The following is a 17,174-nucleotide window of genomic DNA, read 5'->3' as shown; positions in this document are numbered from 1 at the left end:
TCCCGTTTACTCGTCCTCTGATCCCGAGAAGCGCGTCAAGGGATCGTCAGCAAGGCTCCGCTTGTCCCGGTCGAAGCGGGACGGCACCAGTATTTCCTCCGTCGTCGACGCTAGCCGGCAAGGGCCGCGTCTGCGATCTTCACATCGAACACATTGCGCGCCGGTAGCGTCCGGACATCGAAGCCGTGAGCGACCACGCCGTTCAGCATCGGGCAGACAAAGAGCAGGCCGTTATGCGAAAGGCGCGCTCGGTTCTCCAGGCTGTGGGCCAGAGCCAGATGAAAAACGGCGGCGTTGCGGAAAGCATAAACGCCTGCCGATGCATGATCGGAAATGACGACCTTTTCCCTTGCCTCCTGCATCCGGCCATCCTTTCCGAGACTGAGATAGCTGTATTGCGGATGGCGGGAAGCGAATGTGAGCGCGAGACCGCCGAGATTGGCGTCGGCAGCGAAGATGTCGGCAATATCAGCATCGCAATCGAACATGATATCGCAGAGATCGATGACGACAGGCGCGTCCGGAAACGCGACGAGTGCCATACCGGCCGCAGCGCTCCAGGCGGCGCCACCGCTCATTTCGGACAGCCAAACGATGCGCGCTGTTGGATAGCGCGCCAGCAATGTTTCGCGGGCGTAGCGCTGTGATGCTGGCCTGTCCCGCAGCACGAAAACAGGCACAGCCGCACCGCTCCACCAAGAGCGCGCCTCCAGCGTGGCGCCGAGCAATGTCGTCTTTCCAACCGGCGTTTGCGCCTTCACCGAGCCGTCAGGTCGCTCAAAATCATTCCCGGCCATGGGAATGATGATGTTCAGCGGCGCCGTAGCGCTCGGGCTGGTTGCGACGTCACGCATAGGCAGGCTCGCGACCCTGCAGATATTCGGCCAGATCCTCGGGCGTGCCGAGCCCGTGCATGTTCCTGACGTCGATCTCGTAGACGCCGATGCGCGCACCATTGCGAATGGCGTAATTATAGGCCGGGCAGACATAGAACTCGTTGTTGGTGCGGTCGTTATGCACCATCATGTCGAGAGCGCCCTTCATGAAATCGCCGGCGCGGCGGAAGAAGTAGATACCAACCGTCGCCAGTTCGGAGATCGGCTGCTTTTCGGCAACCCTGAGCACGAAGCCTGCCGCATCGGTTTCGGCGAAAGACCATTTCGGGTCGCGCTTTGGATCGCGAAACACAAGGATCGATCCGTCGAGATCGCGCGACATGCAGTCATCGATGAAATCGACGATACGCATGTCCACAACCTGGTCGGAATTGGCGATGAGAAGCGGAGCTTCCTCGTCGAGGTGCTGGCGCGCCAGCAGAACAGTGCAGGCGGTGCCTTCGGTGAGTTGATCGACCGAAACGATCCCGACGCCCTCCGAGCGCAGTTCGGCCACCGCATCCGCCTGGCTGTCCAGATGTTCTCGCAGCAGCAGGACCGTCGGCTGTCCGCCGGGCGGCAGCGTGTTTTCCAGCACATGCTGGATCATCGGCCGGCCAAGTACGTCGATGAAGGGCTTTGGGCGGGTGAACCCGACCTTGGCGAAGCGGCTGCCCCGGCCGGCGGCCGGAACTACCAGCTGCACTGGTCGCTGGGCCTGTGCGGAGGACAGGCGGCGGACCCCATTGAGCTCGAAGTTCTCGATCATCTTCGGATTGTAGAAGCTGTGGTAGCGGTCCGCCGGAACGCTTGCGGAAACGACACGGCCGCCATCCAGGATAACCTCGTTCAGCGAGGAGCTGACATAGTAGCGGTCATCCACCGTCACCCCGTGCCTCAAGGCAGCGGTCGCGGCCTTGAAGAAAATCTGGGCCTCGCGGAAATAATAGAATCCTGCGATCGCCTTGTTGCTGATCACATCCTTCTCGGATGTACGGTTGACCAGGCCGTCGTCGCCAAGCGTCACATAGGACCAGCGCGGGTGGATCGTCTCGAAGGTGATGACGCCGGCATCCGCTTTGGCTGCCTCGAATTCGGCAATCACGGATGCAAGGCGGGTGTCGATAATCTGGTCGCTGTTGGCAATCACCAGCGGCTCGGTCGGGTCGATCCTGTCGATCGCCATCAGGCAGGTGCAGAGCGCACCGGCGGTCGCGCCTTTCAGCATGACGACTTCGGAGCGACCATTGGTGCTGAGGTCGAAGATCCGCTCATAGGAATATTTGACGGCATCCTGCTGATCGACGAGGAAGAGGAAATGCGTATCGCCGCCGAGCGACTTCATGTTTTCGATCGCCCACAGGATCATCGGCTTTCCGGCCACTTCGATAAGCGGGCGCGGATAGGCGTAGTCTTCCGGGCTGAAATGCGGGCTTGTGCCCGTGGTGGGGAACAGGACGATCATGCCATCACCTCCGATACACGCTTGATTTCGGACACGATCCGGCCATACACAACGTCGGCCGGTGTTCCGATCTGCATGACGTAAGCGCCGCTGTCTCGCGCGGCCTTCAGGCCATATTCATTGTCTTCGAGAATAAGGCACTCATCCGGCCTGAGGCCGAAGCGCTCCATCGTCGTCACATACATTTCCGGATCCGGCTTGGCCCGGGTGACATCCTCATTCGATACGATGAGGTCGATATAGTCCGCCAGTCCGGCGCGCCGCATCATGGACTCGATGGTGACACGGATCGAGTTCGAGCAGACGGCGATCTTGTAGCCGTCGTGCTTGAGACGGCTGAGCGCATATTGATGGGCAAACACCGGCTTGCAGCGGGTGTAGATCAGCTCCATCGTATAGTCCTGCTTCAGCTCATGGATCAGCTCGTTCAGTCCCTTCGGCAAACCGTTGGTACGGGAGAGGATCTCCAGCTTGCGGCGGGTCGGCAGGCCATCGAACGTGGTCAGATGCGCCTGGCGATCGATCGGCATGCCAAAAAGATCGAGCGCCCGGTTCAGCGCCTCATAATGCCATTCCTTGGCATCGATCAGCACGCCATCCATGTCGAACAAAACAGCACGGATCATGTGACTTCCTCCTCAACCATCCAGGCAAAACTCTGCTCGGCTGCATCGGGCAGATCGGTACAGATCATCAGCCGCTCGAGTGGAAGCCCACTCTTCGCAGCCTGTCGCAATTCGACTGACCAGGCGGCCCAGACTGCCTCATGCGGGCGCTTGTGCAGTTCCGGCGAGACCATCGCGACATATTTACCGCGTCGGAGATCATCAATCGCGCGTTCGATGGATGCCGGCTTTTCGGTGAAGGAATCTACCCAGACACCCTCGCAACGTTCGTAGAAGGATGGGTAGAGCTCGACTTCGCTGTAGCGGGTGAAAACCGGGATGCCGCTGTCGAGATAGGGCCTGAGATCGGGAACCGAGGCATCGAAAACGAAGGAGGGTTTCGTGACCCCATACTGTTCCAGCATCAGCACCAGGGCAGGGCAGAGGCCGTCCGCCTTGATATTGATGGCGAGCCGGCCCGGGGCGCCATTTGCTGCATAGCACTCAAGAACGCGCGCAAAGGACAATGCGCCGGTTGTGGCGGGATCGTGTGAAATAACCAGTTCGCCATCCAGGTCGCGAACATCCAGTTCGACGCCATGCCCGGCGGCAAAAGCCTTGTCGAATGCCCCTAAAGTGTTCCGCTCATGGGGGGCAAGCCACCAGCCACGATGTGCAAGTATGATCATTATTATGTCCCTCCGGCCAAATTGGCCAATAAACGATTTTGTGTCGTCACAAAGGGCCGGATGAAATCCATGCATGTGCCGACCAATCTTCATATGCAGGATTGTAATTCCATCTTGACTATGCAGAAGTGAGTATAGATCGTCAACATAGAATATACGCCAAAGTTGTTACTTTGGTAACACGTGCGGTACGCGTAATAATGCAAATATAAATGCCAGATAAACTCAATAGAACATGTGACCATGGGCACATCTAGTACGGCATCACTACTCGGCACAGATCAGGACCAAGAGCCGCGTAGTGTCTCTACATCGCGGGATGCGCTATGGGTTTCGGGCGCTCGTCTGGTCAGTCAGCTCTGCGGTATCGGTACGTTGCTCGTCGCGGCCCGCGTCCTCTCACCGGCCGACGTTGGCGTCTTTGCCATGGTCTCCTCGACCGTGTTGCTGCAATCGAAGATTGCCGAAGCCGGATGGAGCGAATACCTGATTGCTGCGCCGCACGATCGAGAGCTGCCCGGTACGGTCCTTTTTTGCGCGCTTGCAAGCGGTTTCGCCTTCACCATCCTTGGCCTGATCGGGCTTGCCGTTTCGCTCGTCTGGCTGGCACCCACCGGATCGATCTTTGTCACTCTCTTGCTGCTGATGGCGACCATCGTGCCCGGAACGTTCATTATCTGCCAGAGCGGCGTACTAGTCAGGGGACGACGCCTGCGTGAACTTGCCTGTTATCAGGCGGCCTCGGAGTTTACAGGCCTTCTGGTGACGACCGGCGGACTGTTGCTCGGCTGGGGCATTGTCGCGCTCGCGGCAGGACGCTGTTGCGTCGTCCTTGTCGCTCTCCTGATGTCCACGGGCTTTGCGCGCTGGCTTCCGCGCTTCGAATTCCAGCTCACAACCGCCCGCGAGGCGCTTGCCTATTCTACACGGCTCCTGGCGTCACGCCTGATGCAGTTCGCGCAAAGTTACGGTGCGGAATTCCTGATCGTGTTCTTTATCGGCGCGACGGAGGTCGGCCTCTATAGAATGGCAAGCCGCATCGTCGGCGCGGTCACAGAGCTCATTTCCGAACCCGTGCGAATGCTGGCATGGAGTTATTTCTCCCGCCAGCAGAGCGCGGCGGGCGGCGGGGCGGAAGGCCTTAGCCGGCTCACGTCATTGATCATGGCGGCTACCGCATTTGCCGCTCTTCCCGTATTCATGGGGCTTGCCGTCGTATCCGAGCAGCTCGTCAGCGTGCTGCTTGGGGTCCAGTGGCTCGCGGCCGCCCCAGTGCTTATTCTTCTGGCAGCTGCGCGCGGTATTGCCGTCATCCAGATGCTCAACGAACCCGTACTCAGCATTATCGGCCGGGTCTCCCTGTTGCCACGGCTGAATATGGTGTTCACAGCAACAAGCCTCGCCTGCCTTGCGATTGCCGGCTGGGTCCGCCCGGACCTCGTCAATATCGCGATCGCGCAGGTCGTGGCTGCGGCATTGACCACCTCAATCTCTCTCTACTTCCTGCAGCGCGGCACGGGTTTCCGTTGGCCCTCCCTGTTGCGCAGGGTTCTTCCCGCCGGGCTGGGCGCCTGCGTCATGGTCGGCGCCGTCGGTCTGGCCCTGCATATGACAGGCGGCAGCCTGCATTTGCCGTTGGTGGACTTGTTGATGGGAGTTGTGGTGGGCTTGCTTGCCTATGTCGTCATCGCGTGGTCCAGCGGTCGCGCCCTGATGGCGGAGCTGAACCATGTGACAGGTGCGCGCTAGCGGCCCGGATGCTGATGCCCTCTAAAACCGAGCTTTGGTCGATCGCCTAAACCGTGCGGTGGGGACGAGATGCCCACTCGATTGTCTGTCGCGCGAGGTTCCGGGCACAAGGCGGGATGTATCGGCGAGCTTCGAACTTATGACCGCTGAGTGCGTTCTCATCTTGCGACAATCGACCCGCCGGATGGAGGTGCTGCCCATGACGGATATACGCACGCGCGGATTCAAAACGAAAGCCGAGCTTGATGAACATCTTGCCGATATCGAAAAGGCGGCCGAAGCCGAGGGAGCTGTGTTGCCGCGGGTCAATCAATCGGCGGAGGAGCTGGAGACTGCCGAGCTCGCAAGATTGCAGGCGGACCTGACGTCGTTGCGCCGACGCGTCGCTCTCCTCCGCGAGCAGGCAAAGACCGCCATTTCGACACGCGCCCAATCGGCGGATGGGAGAGCCAATCAGCGGCTTGCGAACTATCCCTGGCTGAAACTCGCCGGCATCGTTGCCGTGACGCTCCTAGTGGCGGCACGGTCCAGATCACTGCCTTCTTCTGGCATGACAGTGATGCCTCTCGCCTTTTTGCGTTCTCGCTAAGGGTGAAAGCCGAAGCGAATAATTGACGGGAGTTCGGCGATAACCGGGATCGATCGCGTGTGGGCGATTGCCGAACTCTCCACGTCGATCAGATACGATCTTCCATGAACTGTTCTGCTCCCTCCACCGGCTGTAGCCAGGGTTCGCGCCGCTTGATCCAAAGCTCGTAGGTGGGCTTGAGGCCGGTTGGCGCGTCCTCAAGCGTTCCGAGTTTGATCTCGGCCTCGTCTTCGTCGTAGGCAAAGACCCGCGAACCGCAGGCCGGGCAGAAATGGCGGCCGTGATGCACTGCGGTTTCCCCCGTGGTCATGAACGCGTCCTTCCGCCAGATGGCGTAGTAGGTAAAGGCTGCGCCGCTTTCCTGCCGGCAGTCGGTGCAATGGCAAAGCCCGATCCGTTTCGGCTCACCCTCGACCTGGTAGCGTATCTTGCCGCAACCGCAGCTCCCCTGTCGTATGGTCATCCAACTCCCTCCCTTAATGCTTCACTCCGACGAGCGGTTGATCGTCGTCGAAATTGCCGTTGCTCAGACTGTCGTAGCGATTGAGGCTTGGCTTGCCGCCGCGAGTGCCGAAGGGCGTCAACTGCACCATCATTTCCCTGGCGCGATCGAGTGCGGCTTCTTCGCTCGCCGCCGCCGCTTCGGGAAGGCGTACTGTCAACTGCTCACCGGCGTCGCCGAAGAAATCGACATGCCAGACCTTGTGTCGATGCGTTACCTTTGCGTCGCTCACATACATTGAAACCTCCCTTCGGCTTTTCCGCGGGCTACGCTTCTCTCGTGGCTTGGAATTCATTGTATCAACCGATATGCTCGCGGTTGGTTCCGGTGTCGTCGTTTCCTGCGCTCTGCGCGGGCGTGGTTCATTCAAGGCTTCATTCCGCTGCCAAGAGACGGGCATTCATCGAGGAGTCTTGCTTGATACAAGCTGGCTTGCGTCGCAAGTCGAGATGATCGACGCATCCAATTGCAATCCTCTGCGTTCACTTCAAACACCACATCTGTTCGAACGCTCGAAAGGAACGCATATGAGTTTTCCAGTTCCGACAACGAATGATCCTACGCATCGGTATCAGGAGGCGACAGACGCTGCCCGTATGGCCTTGGAGGCGCTTGTCGCTGATGCCAACGCGGCGGGCTGGAGCACGGATGAAATAACAGTGGCACTCGTCGAGGCGGCCCGCTCGCTCAAGGAAGCAACACAAGGGATCCAGACCCCGCCGAGGATCCGTCGATCAGCGATATCGATGCGAAGCAAGGACAGATTGGGCGTGGCGAGTTATTCGACTGAGTGACGACCCGGCGACCGCTCACGAACATGAGGTCGCATCTGGCGCAGGATCGTCTCGTCAGATCCTGATCTGCAGCAGACCGCCCCTGGCAACCTGTCTACCGTGGCACCAGAACGGGTGGATCATGTCACTTATAGTCAGGATATCGGCGCATGGAACAAGCGGCGACCATCCTTCATCGGCATCGAGGCCAACGAAAGCCAGCCGTGTCAGTGATCTTGTACCTGAAAGCAAATCTTCGTCATCGACGGTGATGTCTACCAGCAGTACTTCCGGAGCCCGCACGGAGCAATCGACCGCTTCCCGAGCGATCGTCGTCACCGATATGCTCGGCCCGATATAGAAGGCCATGATTGTGTTGTTGTCGAAATCGGAGATGGCGGGAACGAGCAGATTTGGTGGTAAGGCTGTCAGCGTGTCGCGTGTGCCGTCGAACCGATGCCCGGTAACGTCCTCACCTGCGAGACTGCAATTTCCCGAAAACTGATAGAAGATTTCGCGTCGGGTCAGATATTCAACCGTCCACTGACCGATATGATCGGCTGCATTTGAAATCGTGAGCGCGGCGATCTCCGAGACGACTTCGTGGAAAGTGGTGCGAGCGTTGGCCATGGCAATTTCTCCTTGAGAGAACAAAGGCGGTGGACGGATGAATGTTCCACCAAAAGAGAATAACGCCCATGCGTGGATGATGACCCACGGCTTCGATCGCGGCCGTGCTTTCAGGAAGGTACCGCCGAGCCACGCAATGAGCGCCATCATATTGACGCAGTGCGCGTTAACCTTTGAGAGCGAAGGAGATGAGCATGGCCGGCTACGATAGCTATTATATCGAGATCACCACGCGTCTTCGATCCGTGCGATCTTTCTGCGACTTCCTGTCGAGCGGCGGGACGGTTGGTGTTGCTTCGGCGGATGGCAAACGCTACGGCGATGTCACCCCCGATCTGCTTGCAAGAACGCGCAAGGAAGCAGAGGCACTGGATCGCATACGCCGGCAACTTTTTCCGGAGCGTGCGGATGAGGAGGTTTCGCCGGCGCTCTATACTTGTGAACTCAACGGCTCTCGCCCGCCACGTAAGGCAGGTCGAGCTCAATCATGACGGGTGCATGATCGCTCGTGTGGTTCCACCGTCGCGGATTGCGCCGGACGCTCACAGAGCGAAGATGTGGGGCGATGTCTGGACTGAGAAGAACATGGTCGATCCGCAGTCCGGCATCCCGTTCGAATGAGTTTCTCCAGTATTTCCAGAAGGTGTAGATTCGCTCGTCCGGATGAAGGTGGCGAAGCGCATCCGTCCAGCCCTGTTGAATCAGCCTGGCATAGGCCTTCCTGACCTCCGGTCTGAACAGGGCATCATCGTGCCAACGTTCCGGCGAATAGACATCCATGTCTGTCGGTATGACGTTGAAGTCGCCGATGAGGAGGGTCGGGACTTCGATGTCCAGGAGCTCTCCGGCATAATGATGCAGGCGTTGAAACCAGCGCAGCTTGTAGTCGAACTTGGGGCCGGGCACAGGGTTGCCGTTTGGAAGATAGAGGCAGCAGATCAACAGACCGCTTACGGCAGCCTCGATGTAGCGGCTGTGGCTGTCGTCCGGGTCTCCCGGCAAGCCTCGGCGCGTAAGCACCGGCAGAACGTCTCTCGCAAGGATTGCCACGCCATTCCAGCTCTTTTGGCCGTGCCAGACGGCGCGATAGCCTAAGCGTTCGATCTCCCGTTGGGGGAATTTATCATCGGGAGTCTTCAGCTCCTGAAGGCAGGCGATGTCCGGCGCATCTTCTTGCAGCCATCGCACGAGTATTGGGAGGCGGCCGACAATTCCGTTGATATTGTAGGTGGCTATTTTCAATCGACCTCCAGACGGCGAGGCGGGCCGGACAGGTTGGGTGCTCGTCTGCCATTTCGTTAGCCATGGCGGGAAACCGGAAAAATCGCCATGTTCACCATCCCCGTCGCGTCCGGTTGACACGGTCCGCACTCGGCGAGGGGAATGTGCATGGCTTCAGAAAGTTCCTTTGCCCGGACGCCGAGGTGGAAACAGGCCGGCTTGCAATAACGTCACCCCGCTCTTACTTACCTCCTATCACCCGTATCGGCTGGGTAAGGACCCATCGGACCGCAGGATCTCCTCTTGAGGAAGCGCGGTCCAGACAAGACTTTCGCAAACATCGACCATTGGCTGGTCCAGTACCTATCGCAGCCGCAACCACGCAGCGGCAAAGCCAGATCCTCTGATCGTTTGATCCAAGCCTGCTTGGATTTGCGCCCACCCGTGCAGGACGAATGCCGTGAGATCACCAGGCGAGCGGGTTCGGTACCATCATTCGCAAGGAGAAAACATGCAGGTCATCGTTAGAGACAACAATGTTGAACAGGCTCTCCGCGCGCTGAAAAAGAAGATGCAGCGCGAAGGACTGTTTCGAGAAATGAAGGAGCGTCGGGCCTATGAAAAGCCCTCCGAGCGCCGCGTCCGCGAAAAAGCCCAGGCTATAGCCCGGCAGCGCAAGGCTGCCCGCAAGAAGATGCAGCGTGAAGGGCTTTTACCGGCAGCAAGACGCCGCGCGTCTGCGCGCTGATAACAGCGGCGCCGCCGCAATAAGCCGGTGGCGCTCTATTCTGGCCCCTCTGTTCTGGAAAGGGACATCATGGAAGAGTTGCGTAGTTTGACGGTTTCCGATGATCGGCTTGACGATTGCCGCGAGGCTATCGGACCTGATCTGCAGGATCTGATCGAGGCGACTGTGGCCTCTGGTTTTACGATCGAGGAAACACTGATTGCGATCAGCGAACTGGTGGCAGAAGATTTCGCCTCCGCGGTAAGGCTCCCAAGCGTTCACTGAGGAGGGCACTCAAGCGCGCGATACGCGGTCTCGAGGTGGTGCGTCATGATTGTCGACCACTTTTTCTTCTCCATCGAGCGCGTTTTGCATTTCCTCGAGAACGCGAATGAGCTGCGAAGTCGTCGGCGTTGTGTGGTTAGAGATAACCGGGTCGGCAGCAATATCGACGGGCATTCTCTGGCCTGTCCGCGAGAGCGCTGGCAGCAGGCTCACGATGAGCCGGGCGAAGAACTTCTTTCGGCGTTCGGCGACCTCTGCCAGCAGGAAACAAAGGACGAAGCAGGCAACCAGCAGGGCTGCCGCCGTCGGAACATGCTCCTCCACCGGATGCAGGAAGGATGCAAACATGAGAATGAGCGGCTGGTGGACAAGATAGAGCGTAAAGCTGCCGCCAGCCAGCCATCTGATCGCCGGACCTGTCTTTTCGAACAGTGGCCGAGCCTGGCGAAGCAGCGATGCCGCACCGATAAGATGCAAGACCACGGCAACGCCGATGAGATTGAAGTAGACGAAGTTGATCGCTTCTTGAGGTAGTGACCAGGTCTCGTACATGTTGGTTGCGGCGCGATCGGCGAAAAACTTCAGGCTGAAGAACAGCACGACCGATGCGGCAATCATTGCGATCGCGATGGGACGCCGAAAGGGTGGGCGCTCGATGACGCACTTCATCGTCAACCAGCCCATGAGCCACAACGGCATATACATCAGGATTTTCGGGCCGGCGAAAGCGGCCCAGAGGCACAGCAACGGTATTTTCGCGCGGCTCGACGAAAAGGCCAAGAGGCCGAAGAACAGGTAGTATTGAACTTCAAAGCCCAGCGACCAGTAAGGTTCGCCGCTGCCGAAAACGGCATGCGCAAACCATAGTTGATTGGTGAAGGTCACGTAGGCGAGCGCGGCTTCGACCGAAACTGGCGTGAAAAATCCGGTGTTGATGAAATCGTAGTAGAAGGCGTTCGCATGTGTCCCGATATTGTCGGCCACGAAGATCACCGCAATCGCCAGCAGGGCAACAGGCATAATTCGGGCGAGACGGGCGACAAGGTATACGCGCCACTCCCTTTCGCTCACCTGCCTGACGTAGCTGATAACAAATCCTGAGAGGACAAAGAAAACGGCCACCGCTTCCCGCCCCCAACCAAGAGGTCCGATCTTGATGGAGGGGAGAAGGAAGACATGCGCGTGCGAGAGAAATACGACAACGGCTGCGCCGAACCGCAGCAAGTCGAGGTAGATGGAAAGATTGCCGTCGATCTTCCTGCCGTCAGTCGCGCCCATGCCTTATTTCCCGCCGGATGACAAAGCGCATGTTCAGTTTCGAGCCGCTTCGTTCAGGACCTGATTTCCGCGCGGATGCGCGAGGGCGCCATTCGAGCAAGCAAACCCTTTAAAAATGTTTAGTGAATAGTCTTAAAATGCAAAGAAGTGGCCGCTTTCGACAGAAAAATCGCGTTATGCGCGTATTTCCCGACTACTATAACCGTTTTGCCCAGGCCGCTGCATATGCGGATAGTTTTTGCATGTGGTCGCCAGCGGAATAGCCTGAGATCTTCTTCCGTGGCTTGAGGTCGTGGTCGCCATCTTCCAGCCAGAGCAGATCGATCTGATGGGAGAGCGAATAGGTTGCGACCTCTTCTCTTGATCCAAAGGGGTCACGTGTTCCCTGGCAGATCAGCGTGGGCGTTTGCAGGCTTTCCAGATGCGCGGTGCGAAGTTGGTCCGGCTTTCCCGGCGGATGAAACGGATATCCGAGGCAAAGCAGCCCCCGGATTTTCTTCGCCGCCAAACTCTCGTCTGCGATCATGCTAGCGACACGACCGCCCATCGACTTGCCCCCGATGATCAGGTTGCCGGCATTGAGTTCATCGATCGCCGCACGATATTCGCCGAGCAGATGGTCTGCACGAGGAGGCGGCTTTACCGCTCCGGTCTGGCGACGCTGGGCCATATAGGCAAACTCGAATCGCGCCACCTTGAAGCCGCCGTCTGCGAGCGCTTTCGCTAGACCGGTCATCGACGCAGAATCCATCGCTCCGCCTGCACCATGGGCAAGGAGGATGGTGAAACTTGCCGTTTCCGGTCCCGTAATCAAAAAGCTGGTCATTTCTTCTCCGCGTCCCCTTGATGTGAGTCCGTCATACAGGCGGCGATACTCTGCGAGCGAACATGCGATCTTAGCAAGAGCATGGCTCTCAATCGACCGAAGGCTTTCCGGCCTCTATTGCCCCTCAAATCAAACAAGGCCCTGATTTTTCAGGCAAAAGGCTGAAATATAACCCGCATGAGGTGCGACGTTCAGTGGATTGTTCGCTACCGTTTCAGGGAGCCATTTTTTGGCTCCATCAGCCCTGCGTTAACGATTTGTTAACCATGAAGCAGCTAAAGCTTTTAAACCGAAATTAACCAAGTTTACTAACGTGTTAACCGAAGCGCGCTCCATTCGCATCAAAGGCAGATCGTTTCTTGCGGTCGTGCTGACACCTGATTTGCCGTTCGAGGATTGGCTCGTACGTCTCGACGACCTCGCTGCGCGATCAGCTGGTTTCTTCCTCGGCAGGCCGGTTGTTCTGGATGTCAGTGAACTCGCGCTGGATCGTGCCGCCCTCAAGGGAATGGTTGCGGCTCTCGGCGAGCGCGGCGTCAGAGTGATGGGTATTGAAGGCGCGCGACCATCGCAGCTCGACGCCAGCATGCCGCCGGGCATGGTTGGTGGGCGGCCGGCCGCTGATGTGGAGATGCCTACCGCTGGCGCGGAGACCGAGGCGCGGAAACCGAACAAGGCGCAGCCGGCCGAAGTGCGAGAAGTCGTTGCGCCGGTTGTTCGTGCAGCTCCGTCTTCGCTTGTACTGCATGAGCCAGTGCGCTCCGGTCAGTCGATTGTTTTTCCCGAAGGGGATGTAACGGTCATCGGATCCATCGCTTCAGGCGCTGAAGTTATCGCTGGTGGTTCGATCCACGTTTATGGCGCGCTTCGCGGACGTGCACTCGCCGGGTCGATCGGCAATTCAGCGGCGCGAATCTTCTGCCGCAAGCTGGAGGCCGAGCTTCTGGCAATCGACGGGATCTACAAGACCGCCGACGATCTGCCGGCGGATCTGCGTGGCCAGGCTGCGCAATTATGGCTTGAGAATGATGCGATCATGGCGTCGCGACTGATTTAACGGGTGAATGGTTCAAACAGGAGAGGGATATGGGAAAGGTCATTGTTGTAACCTCGGGTAAGGGTGGCGTTGGCAAGACAACCTCGACTGCAGCGTTGGGGGCCGCGCTGGCGCAAAGAAACGAGAAGGTCGTGGTCGTCGATTTCGACGTTGGCCTTCGCAACCTCGATCTCGTCATGGGCGCCGAGCGCAGGGTCGTCTATGACATGATCAATGTCATTCAGGGCGACGCCAAGCTGACCCAGGCGCTGATCCGTGACAAGCGCCTCGAAACGCTGTTCCTGCTGCCGGCGTCCCAGACCCGCGACAAGGACTGCCTCACCGAAGAAGGCGTCGAGCGCGTCATCACCGAGCTTAAGAAGCATTTCGACTGGGTCATCTGCGACAGCCCGGCCGGTATCGAACGTGGTGCAACGCTTGCGATGCGGCACGCGGATATCGCCGTGATCGTCACCAATCCGGAAGTTTCCTCGGTACGCGATTCCGATCGCATCATCGGTCTTCTGGATGCCAAGACGGAAAAGGCGGAGCGCGGCGAGCGCATCGAAAAGCATCTGCTTCTCACCCGCTACGATGTCACCCGTGCCGAACGTGGCGACATGCTGAAGGTGGATGACGTGCTCGAGATCCTGTCGATCCCGCTGCTCGGTATCATCCCGGAAAGCATGGATGTGTTGCGTGCGTCCAACCTTGGCGCTCCGGTGACGCTTGCAGATCAGAGCAGTGCGCCGGCCAGGGCCTATTTCGAAGCGGTCCGTCGCCTTAATGGCGAAGTTCTTCCGGTTTCGATCCCCGGCGAGAAGCGTGGTCTGTTTGGCAAGATCTTCGGACGGAGGGCAGCATGAGCGTATTCGATTTCTTTCAGAAGAGGAAAACCGCGCCGGTTGCGCGCGAACGCCTGCAACTGCTTTTGGCACATGAACGAATCTCTCCTGGATCGGATCTCGTTTCGATCCTTCGAGAAGAGATCCTTGCTGTGATCGCCAAGCATGTCGAAATCGAAGGCGATCGCCTGCAGATCAGGATCGATCGCGGCGAGAACGTCTCAATCCTCGAAATCGACGTCGAGATCCCCGCCAAGGCCGCCCGGGCGGCTTGAGGTTCGAGCTGATTTATCCGGGAGGCTGAGATGTCTCCCGGAAAATCTCATGTTCCTCACGGTGGCGGATTTCTGGCCTTACAGGATCACCGGTGAGAGACCACAGTCGGCGCGGAAGGCCTTGAAGGCCCCAAGCGCCCGCAGCGAGTGGCCGTCATCGATCGCGGCCAAGTCGAGAATGATCGCGTTGGCGATTGTCATGGGAACGACGAGAGATTGGGATTCGCCGGCGTCGCCGCGGGAAACCGAAATCTGCCTGTCGGGTGCCGGATCGATGCGGATACTGAGCAGATCGGTCAGCGCCAGCACCCTGGCACCTCTTTCGGCTGCGATCTTTCGGATCTGGTGGATGAGGGGCGAGGCCTTGCGGAAGGCAAGCAGCCAGACGACATCGCCGGTTTCCAACGTAGCCAGCACTTCGGCGATCAGATGCATCTGACTGGCGAGATCGACTGACGGATAGCCCGAGCGATTGAGCCTCAGCGCGATGAGCGAGGCGAGGGCGGCAGAATGCCCACGCCCGAACACGAAGACACGCCGGCAATCGCGCAGCACTTCGGAAAAACCTCTGATATCGGCGTCGGCAACAGCGTTGCGCACCTGCTGGAGCGCAGTGATCTCGCTGTCGAGAACGGAGGAAAGCACGCCGCCGTCCTCCGCCCGGACGAGACGGGCGGCCATGCGGGCGGCCGGGCTTTCAAAATCGCCGCCGCCTTCGATGAGATTCGCCTGCAGAAAGGTCCGGAATTCCGGATAGCCTTTAAAGCCAAGGCGGCGTGCCAGCCGCACCGCCGAGGCCGGATGTACTCCGGCGCGGAAGGAGACCGTTTTGCCGTTTTCCATCGCCGCGCGGATAGGATCCTGCATCATCACGTCGAGAAGGCGCGTATCGGCCTCGGTCAGCTTCGTCGAGTTGCGGCTGATAAGATCGCCGAGAAGTTGCGGAATCTCGTTTTGTCTTTCCATTGCATCACTTCTTGCGCTTTTCCAAACCGGAACGATCAGCGGCGCCTAAATTCAACGATCTCCGGCTGAAAGATCGACGCGGCTCCCGCTCTGGTTATCGAAAAACACGGCCTGGTCAAGGTCGCACATGACCCAGAAGTTGTCGGAATGGCGCGGTACATCCTTGCGCGGACTGGTAAGTGTGATACGTCCGGCCGGGCTCTCACAATGCAGGATGATATCAGACCCTGTCATTTCCGACAGCATGAGCCGGACGGGCAGGGCAGGCTCCGCAGGTTCCTCGGCGCGGATTGTCATGGATTCGGGCCTTAGTCCGGCGGTCAGGCCCGGTCGGCCCCGCCAGCCCGGAAGATGCTCGACAGGCATGAAATTCATCGCGGGCACACCCAGGAAGCCTGCGACAAAGCGGTTCTGCGGCTGGTCATAGATTGCCTCCGGCGTGTCGAACTGCAGGAGATTACCATCCTTCATCACCGCGATCCTGTCGGCCAGTGAAAGCGCCTCGGTCTGGTCATGCGTGACATAAACGATTGTCGCACCGACCTGGCGATGCAACTCCTTGATTTCGGTGCGCATGGCGACCCGCAGCGCGTTGTCGAGGTTCGAGAGCGGCTCGTCCATCAGGAAGATGGAACTGTTGCGCGCCATGGCCCGGCCCATCGCCACACGTTGACGCTGACCGCCGGAAAGGGCACCCGGCTTGCGATCGAGATAGGCTTCGAGCTGCAACGTCTTTGCCACATCTTGAGCCCGCGCATTGCGCTCGGCTTTCGGCATGCCGCGCAGTTCCAGGCCGAAGGCAATATTCTCGCGCACTGTCATATGGGGATAGAGCGCGTAGTTCTGGAAGATCATGGCGATGTCGCGATCTTGCGGCGCGAGATCGTTAGCACGACGGCCGCCGATTTCGATTTCGCCCTCATCGCATCGCTCAAGCCCTGCGATGAGGCGCAGCAGGGTAGACTTGCCGCAACCGGAAGGGCCGACGATAACGATGAATTCGCCGGACTTGATATCCATGGAGACGCCATGCAGGACTTGCGGGCCGCCGACGTAGGATTTTCTGATATCGCGTACGACGATCCCGCTCATTGCGCAGTCTCCGCCTCGAAGCGATTACGTATGGCGATGGCAAGGCTTGGGCGGTCTGTCGTGAAGACTTTCACGCCAAGTGCCAGCACCTTTTCGATCTGCCTGGCCGAATGGGCCGCCCAGCAACCAAAATCGAGCCCTGCGGCTTCAATTTCAGCCATCAGTGCCGTATCGGCGGTGTCTACGTGGACGCCGATTTCCGGGATATTATGAGACTTCGCGACTTCGATAACAGCTGCGGCCCCGAGCTGACGCAGCACCGGCGGGCTGACGAGCCAGAGTTTCGGCCGGCTGGTTGCCGCTGAAAGCGCATCCTGCGATTCCACCAGAAAGGAGGAGAAGATCGTCCTCTCGAGCATACCGTGGCGGGCGAGGGTCTCTACGACATGCGGTACGAAATTCTCATAGGGGCGACCGTCGACCCCCGGCTTGATCTCGCAGCGGAAGTCAACCGTGCTGTCGGCATAGAGGGCGCAGAGTTCGGCAAGCGAGATCGGATGTCCGCCGGCACCGTAATTGATGACGGCGGCGCGAACCTCCGCCTCGCTCATCGCCGCGATCACGCCGCTGCGGTCCGTCGTTCCGTCAAGAGTAGCGTCGTGATGAACCATGATTGCGCCATCGGCTGTCGGATGGACGTCGAACTCGACTTCTTCCAGCGCCATTCTTGCCGTCGCGGCAAAACCGTGCGGCGTGCTGTCGCCGAATTCCAGAGTGCCGCCGCGATGCGAAGCGATGCGTGTCAT

General features: G+C 58.9%; 21 protein-coding genes and 1 pseudogene. 9 read left to right on the top strand and 13 right to left on the bottom strand.

The features are described 5' to 3' along the window. Positions 1 to 110 precede the first annotated feature (110 nt). The 4 genes from FHT93_RS27455 to FHT93_RS27440 are packed head-to-tail and all read right to left on the bottom strand — an operon-like array spanning position 111 to position 3,634. Positions 111 to 854 (bottom strand): hypothetical protein, encoded by a 744-nt coding sequence (locus FHT93_RS27455; protein ID WP_210299415.1) that lies wholly within the window; start codon positions 852 to 854, stop codon positions 111 to 113. Then, positions 847 to 2,340: a glycosyltransferase family 2 protein gene (locus FHT93_RS27450; protein ID WP_183850399.1), complete on the bottom strand. Its 1,494-nt coding sequence runs from the start codon at positions 2,338 to 2,340 to the stop codon at positions 847 to 849. Before FHT93_RS27450 ends, FHT93_RS27455 begins: the two co-directional genes overlap by 8 nt. Next, complete coding sequence (locus FHT93_RS27445) at positions 2,337 to 2,966, bottom strand: HAD family phosphatase (RefSeq protein ID WP_112545258.1); 630 nt, start codon at positions 2,964 to 2,966, stop codon at positions 2,337 to 2,339. Before FHT93_RS27445 ends, FHT93_RS27450 begins: the two co-directional genes overlap by 4 nt. Further along, entirely contained in the window at positions 2,963 to 3,634 is a 672-nt protein-coding gene (locus tag FHT93_RS27440) for a hypothetical protein (protein ID WP_183850398.1), read from the bottom strand. The genes FHT93_RS27445 and FHT93_RS27440 overlap by 4 nt, the downstream gene beginning before the upstream one ends. 243 nt (positions 3,635 to 3,877) lie before the next feature. Here FHT93_RS27440 and FHT93_RS27435 point away from each other — a divergent pair, with 243 nt between their 5' ends. Further along, positions 3,878 to 5,383, top strand: coding sequence for an oligosaccharide flippase family protein (locus FHT93_RS27435; protein WP_183850396.1), 1,506 nt, complete (start codon positions 3,878 to 3,880; stop codon positions 5,381 to 5,383). A gap of 199 nt (positions 5,384 to 5,582) precedes the next feature. Continuing rightward, positions 5,583 to 5,972 (top strand): hypothetical protein, encoded by a 390-nt coding sequence (locus FHT93_RS27430; protein WP_183850394.1) that lies wholly within the window; start codon positions 5,583 to 5,585, stop codon positions 5,970 to 5,972. 88 nt (positions 5,973 to 6,060) lie between these two features. On the opposite strand, the gene FHT93_RS27425 is transcribed toward FHT93_RS27430, so the two are convergent. After that, a complete protein-coding gene (locus FHT93_RS27425) occupies positions 6,061 to 6,435 on the bottom strand; it encodes a GFA family protein (RefSeq protein WP_183850392.1) in 375 nt (124 codons plus the stop codon). A 13-nt stretch (positions 6,436 to 6,448) separates the two neighbouring features. Further along, a complete protein-coding gene (locus FHT93_RS27420) occupies positions 6,449 to 6,712 on the bottom strand; it encodes a hypothetical protein (protein ID WP_112545263.1) in 264 nt (87 codons plus the stop codon). 289 nt (positions 6,713 to 7,001) lie between these two features. Between FHT93_RS27420 and FHT93_RS35725 the strand changes: the two are divergent. Next, positions 7,002 to 7,264 (top strand): annotated as a pseudogene (locus FHT93_RS35725) (hypothetical protein). A 58-nt stretch (positions 7,265 to 7,322) separates the two neighbouring features. Here the strand turns inward: FHT93_RS35725 and FHT93_RS27415 are convergent. Beyond that, positions 7,323 to 7,877 carry a hypothetical protein gene (locus FHT93_RS27415; RefSeq protein ID WP_112545264.1) on the bottom strand — a complete coding sequence of 185 codons (555 nt, stop codon included), beginning with the start codon at positions 7,875 to 7,877 and terminating at the stop codon, positions 7,323 to 7,325. A gap of 194 nt (positions 7,878 to 8,071) precedes the next feature. Here FHT93_RS27415 and FHT93_RS27410 point away from each other — a divergent pair, with 194 nt between their 5' ends. Further along, positions 8,072 to 8,368: a hypothetical protein gene (locus tag FHT93_RS27410; protein ID WP_112545265.1), complete on the top strand. Its 297-nt coding sequence runs from the start codon at positions 8,072 to 8,074 to the stop codon at positions 8,366 to 8,368. Here FHT93_RS27410 and xth read toward each other — a convergent pair. Next, positions 8,322 to 9,119 carry an exodeoxyribonuclease III gene (gene xth, locus FHT93_RS27405; RefSeq protein WP_183850563.1) on the bottom strand — a complete coding sequence of 266 codons (798 nt, stop codon included), beginning with the start codon at positions 9,117 to 9,119 and terminating at the stop codon, positions 8,322 to 8,324. The genes FHT93_RS27410 and xth overlap by 47 nt on opposite strands. A 490-nt stretch (positions 9,120 to 9,609) precedes the next feature. Between xth and rpsU the strand changes: the two genes are divergently transcribed. Continuing rightward, the gene (rpsU, locus tag FHT93_RS27400) at positions 9,610 to 9,846 is read left to right on the top strand and encodes a 30S ribosomal protein S21 (protein WP_112545267.1); all 237 of its coding nucleotides are present in this window, start codon (positions 9,610 to 9,612) and stop codon (positions 9,844 to 9,846) included. Between the two features lie 69 nt (positions 9,847 to 9,915). Then, entirely contained in the window at positions 9,916 to 10,110 is a 195-nt protein-coding gene (locus tag FHT93_RS27395) for a hypothetical protein (protein ID WP_112545268.1), read from the top strand. Positions 10,111 to 10,119: 9 nt separating this feature from the next. On the opposite strand, the gene FHT93_RS27390 is transcribed toward FHT93_RS27395, so the two are convergent. Next, entirely contained in the window at positions 10,120 to 11,388 is a 1,269-nt protein-coding gene (locus tag FHT93_RS27390; RefSeq protein ID WP_183850390.1) for an acyltransferase, read from the bottom strand. Between the two features lie 196 nt (positions 11,389 to 11,584). After that, positions 11,585 to 12,214 carry an alpha/beta family hydrolase gene (locus FHT93_RS27385; protein ID WP_183850389.1) on the bottom strand — a complete coding sequence of 210 codons (630 nt, stop codon included), beginning with the start codon at positions 12,212 to 12,214 and terminating at the stop codon, positions 11,585 to 11,587. 313 nt (positions 12,215 to 12,527) lie between these two features. On the opposite strand from FHT93_RS27385, the gene minC reads away from it, so the two are divergent. Genes minC through minE form a run of 3 tightly spaced genes read left to right on the top strand, consistent with a single transcriptional unit; the run spans position 12,528 to position 14,370 of the window. Beyond that, complete coding sequence (gene minC, locus FHT93_RS27380) at positions 12,528 to 13,271, top strand: septum site-determining protein MinC (RefSeq protein ID WP_113114366.1); 744 nt, start codon at positions 12,528 to 12,530, stop codon at positions 13,269 to 13,271. Between the two features lie 29 nt (positions 13,272 to 13,300). Then, positions 13,301 to 14,116 (top strand): septum site-determining protein MinD, encoded by an 816-nt coding sequence (gene minD / locus FHT93_RS27375; protein WP_113145348.1) that lies wholly within the window; start codon positions 13,301 to 13,303, stop codon positions 14,114 to 14,116. Beyond that, positions 14,113 to 14,370, top strand: a complete 258-nt coding sequence (minE, locus tag FHT93_RS27370; RefSeq protein WP_112545273.1) for a cell division topological specificity factor MinE — start codon at positions 14,113 to 14,115, stop codon at positions 14,368 to 14,370. The genes minD and minE overlap by 4 nt, the downstream gene beginning before the upstream one ends. A 78-nt stretch (positions 14,371 to 14,448) precedes the next feature. Here minE and FHT93_RS27365 read toward each other — a convergent pair whose 3' ends face one another. Genes FHT93_RS27365 through FHT93_RS27355 form a run of 3 tightly spaced genes read right to left on the bottom strand, consistent with a single transcriptional unit; the run spans position 14,449 to position 17,174 of the window. Continuing rightward, positions 14,449 to 15,336, bottom strand: coding sequence for a MurR/RpiR family transcriptional regulator (locus tag FHT93_RS27365; RefSeq protein WP_183850387.1), 888 nt, complete (start codon positions 15,334 to 15,336; stop codon positions 14,449 to 14,451). Positions 15,337 to 15,387: 51 nt separating this feature from the next. Continuing rightward, positions 15,388 to 16,428, bottom strand: coding sequence for an ATP-binding cassette domain-containing protein (locus tag FHT93_RS27360; RefSeq protein ID WP_183850385.1), 1,041 nt, complete (start codon positions 16,426 to 16,428; stop codon positions 15,388 to 15,390). Beyond that, complete coding sequence (locus FHT93_RS27355) at positions 16,425 to 17,174, bottom strand: glycerophosphodiester phosphodiesterase family protein (protein WP_183850383.1); 750 nt, start codon at positions 17,172 to 17,174, stop codon at positions 16,425 to 16,427. The genes FHT93_RS27360 and FHT93_RS27355 overlap by 4 nt, the downstream gene beginning before the upstream one ends.

This window comes from Rhizobium sp. BK379 (genome assembly GCF_014193955.1).
Taxonomy (GTDB): Bacteria; Pseudomonadota; Alphaproteobacteria; order Rhizobiales; family Rhizobiaceae; genus Rhizobium.
The sequence above is the reverse complement of the archived record's forward strand: the minus strand, read 5'-3'. Positions and strand labels throughout refer to the sequence as shown.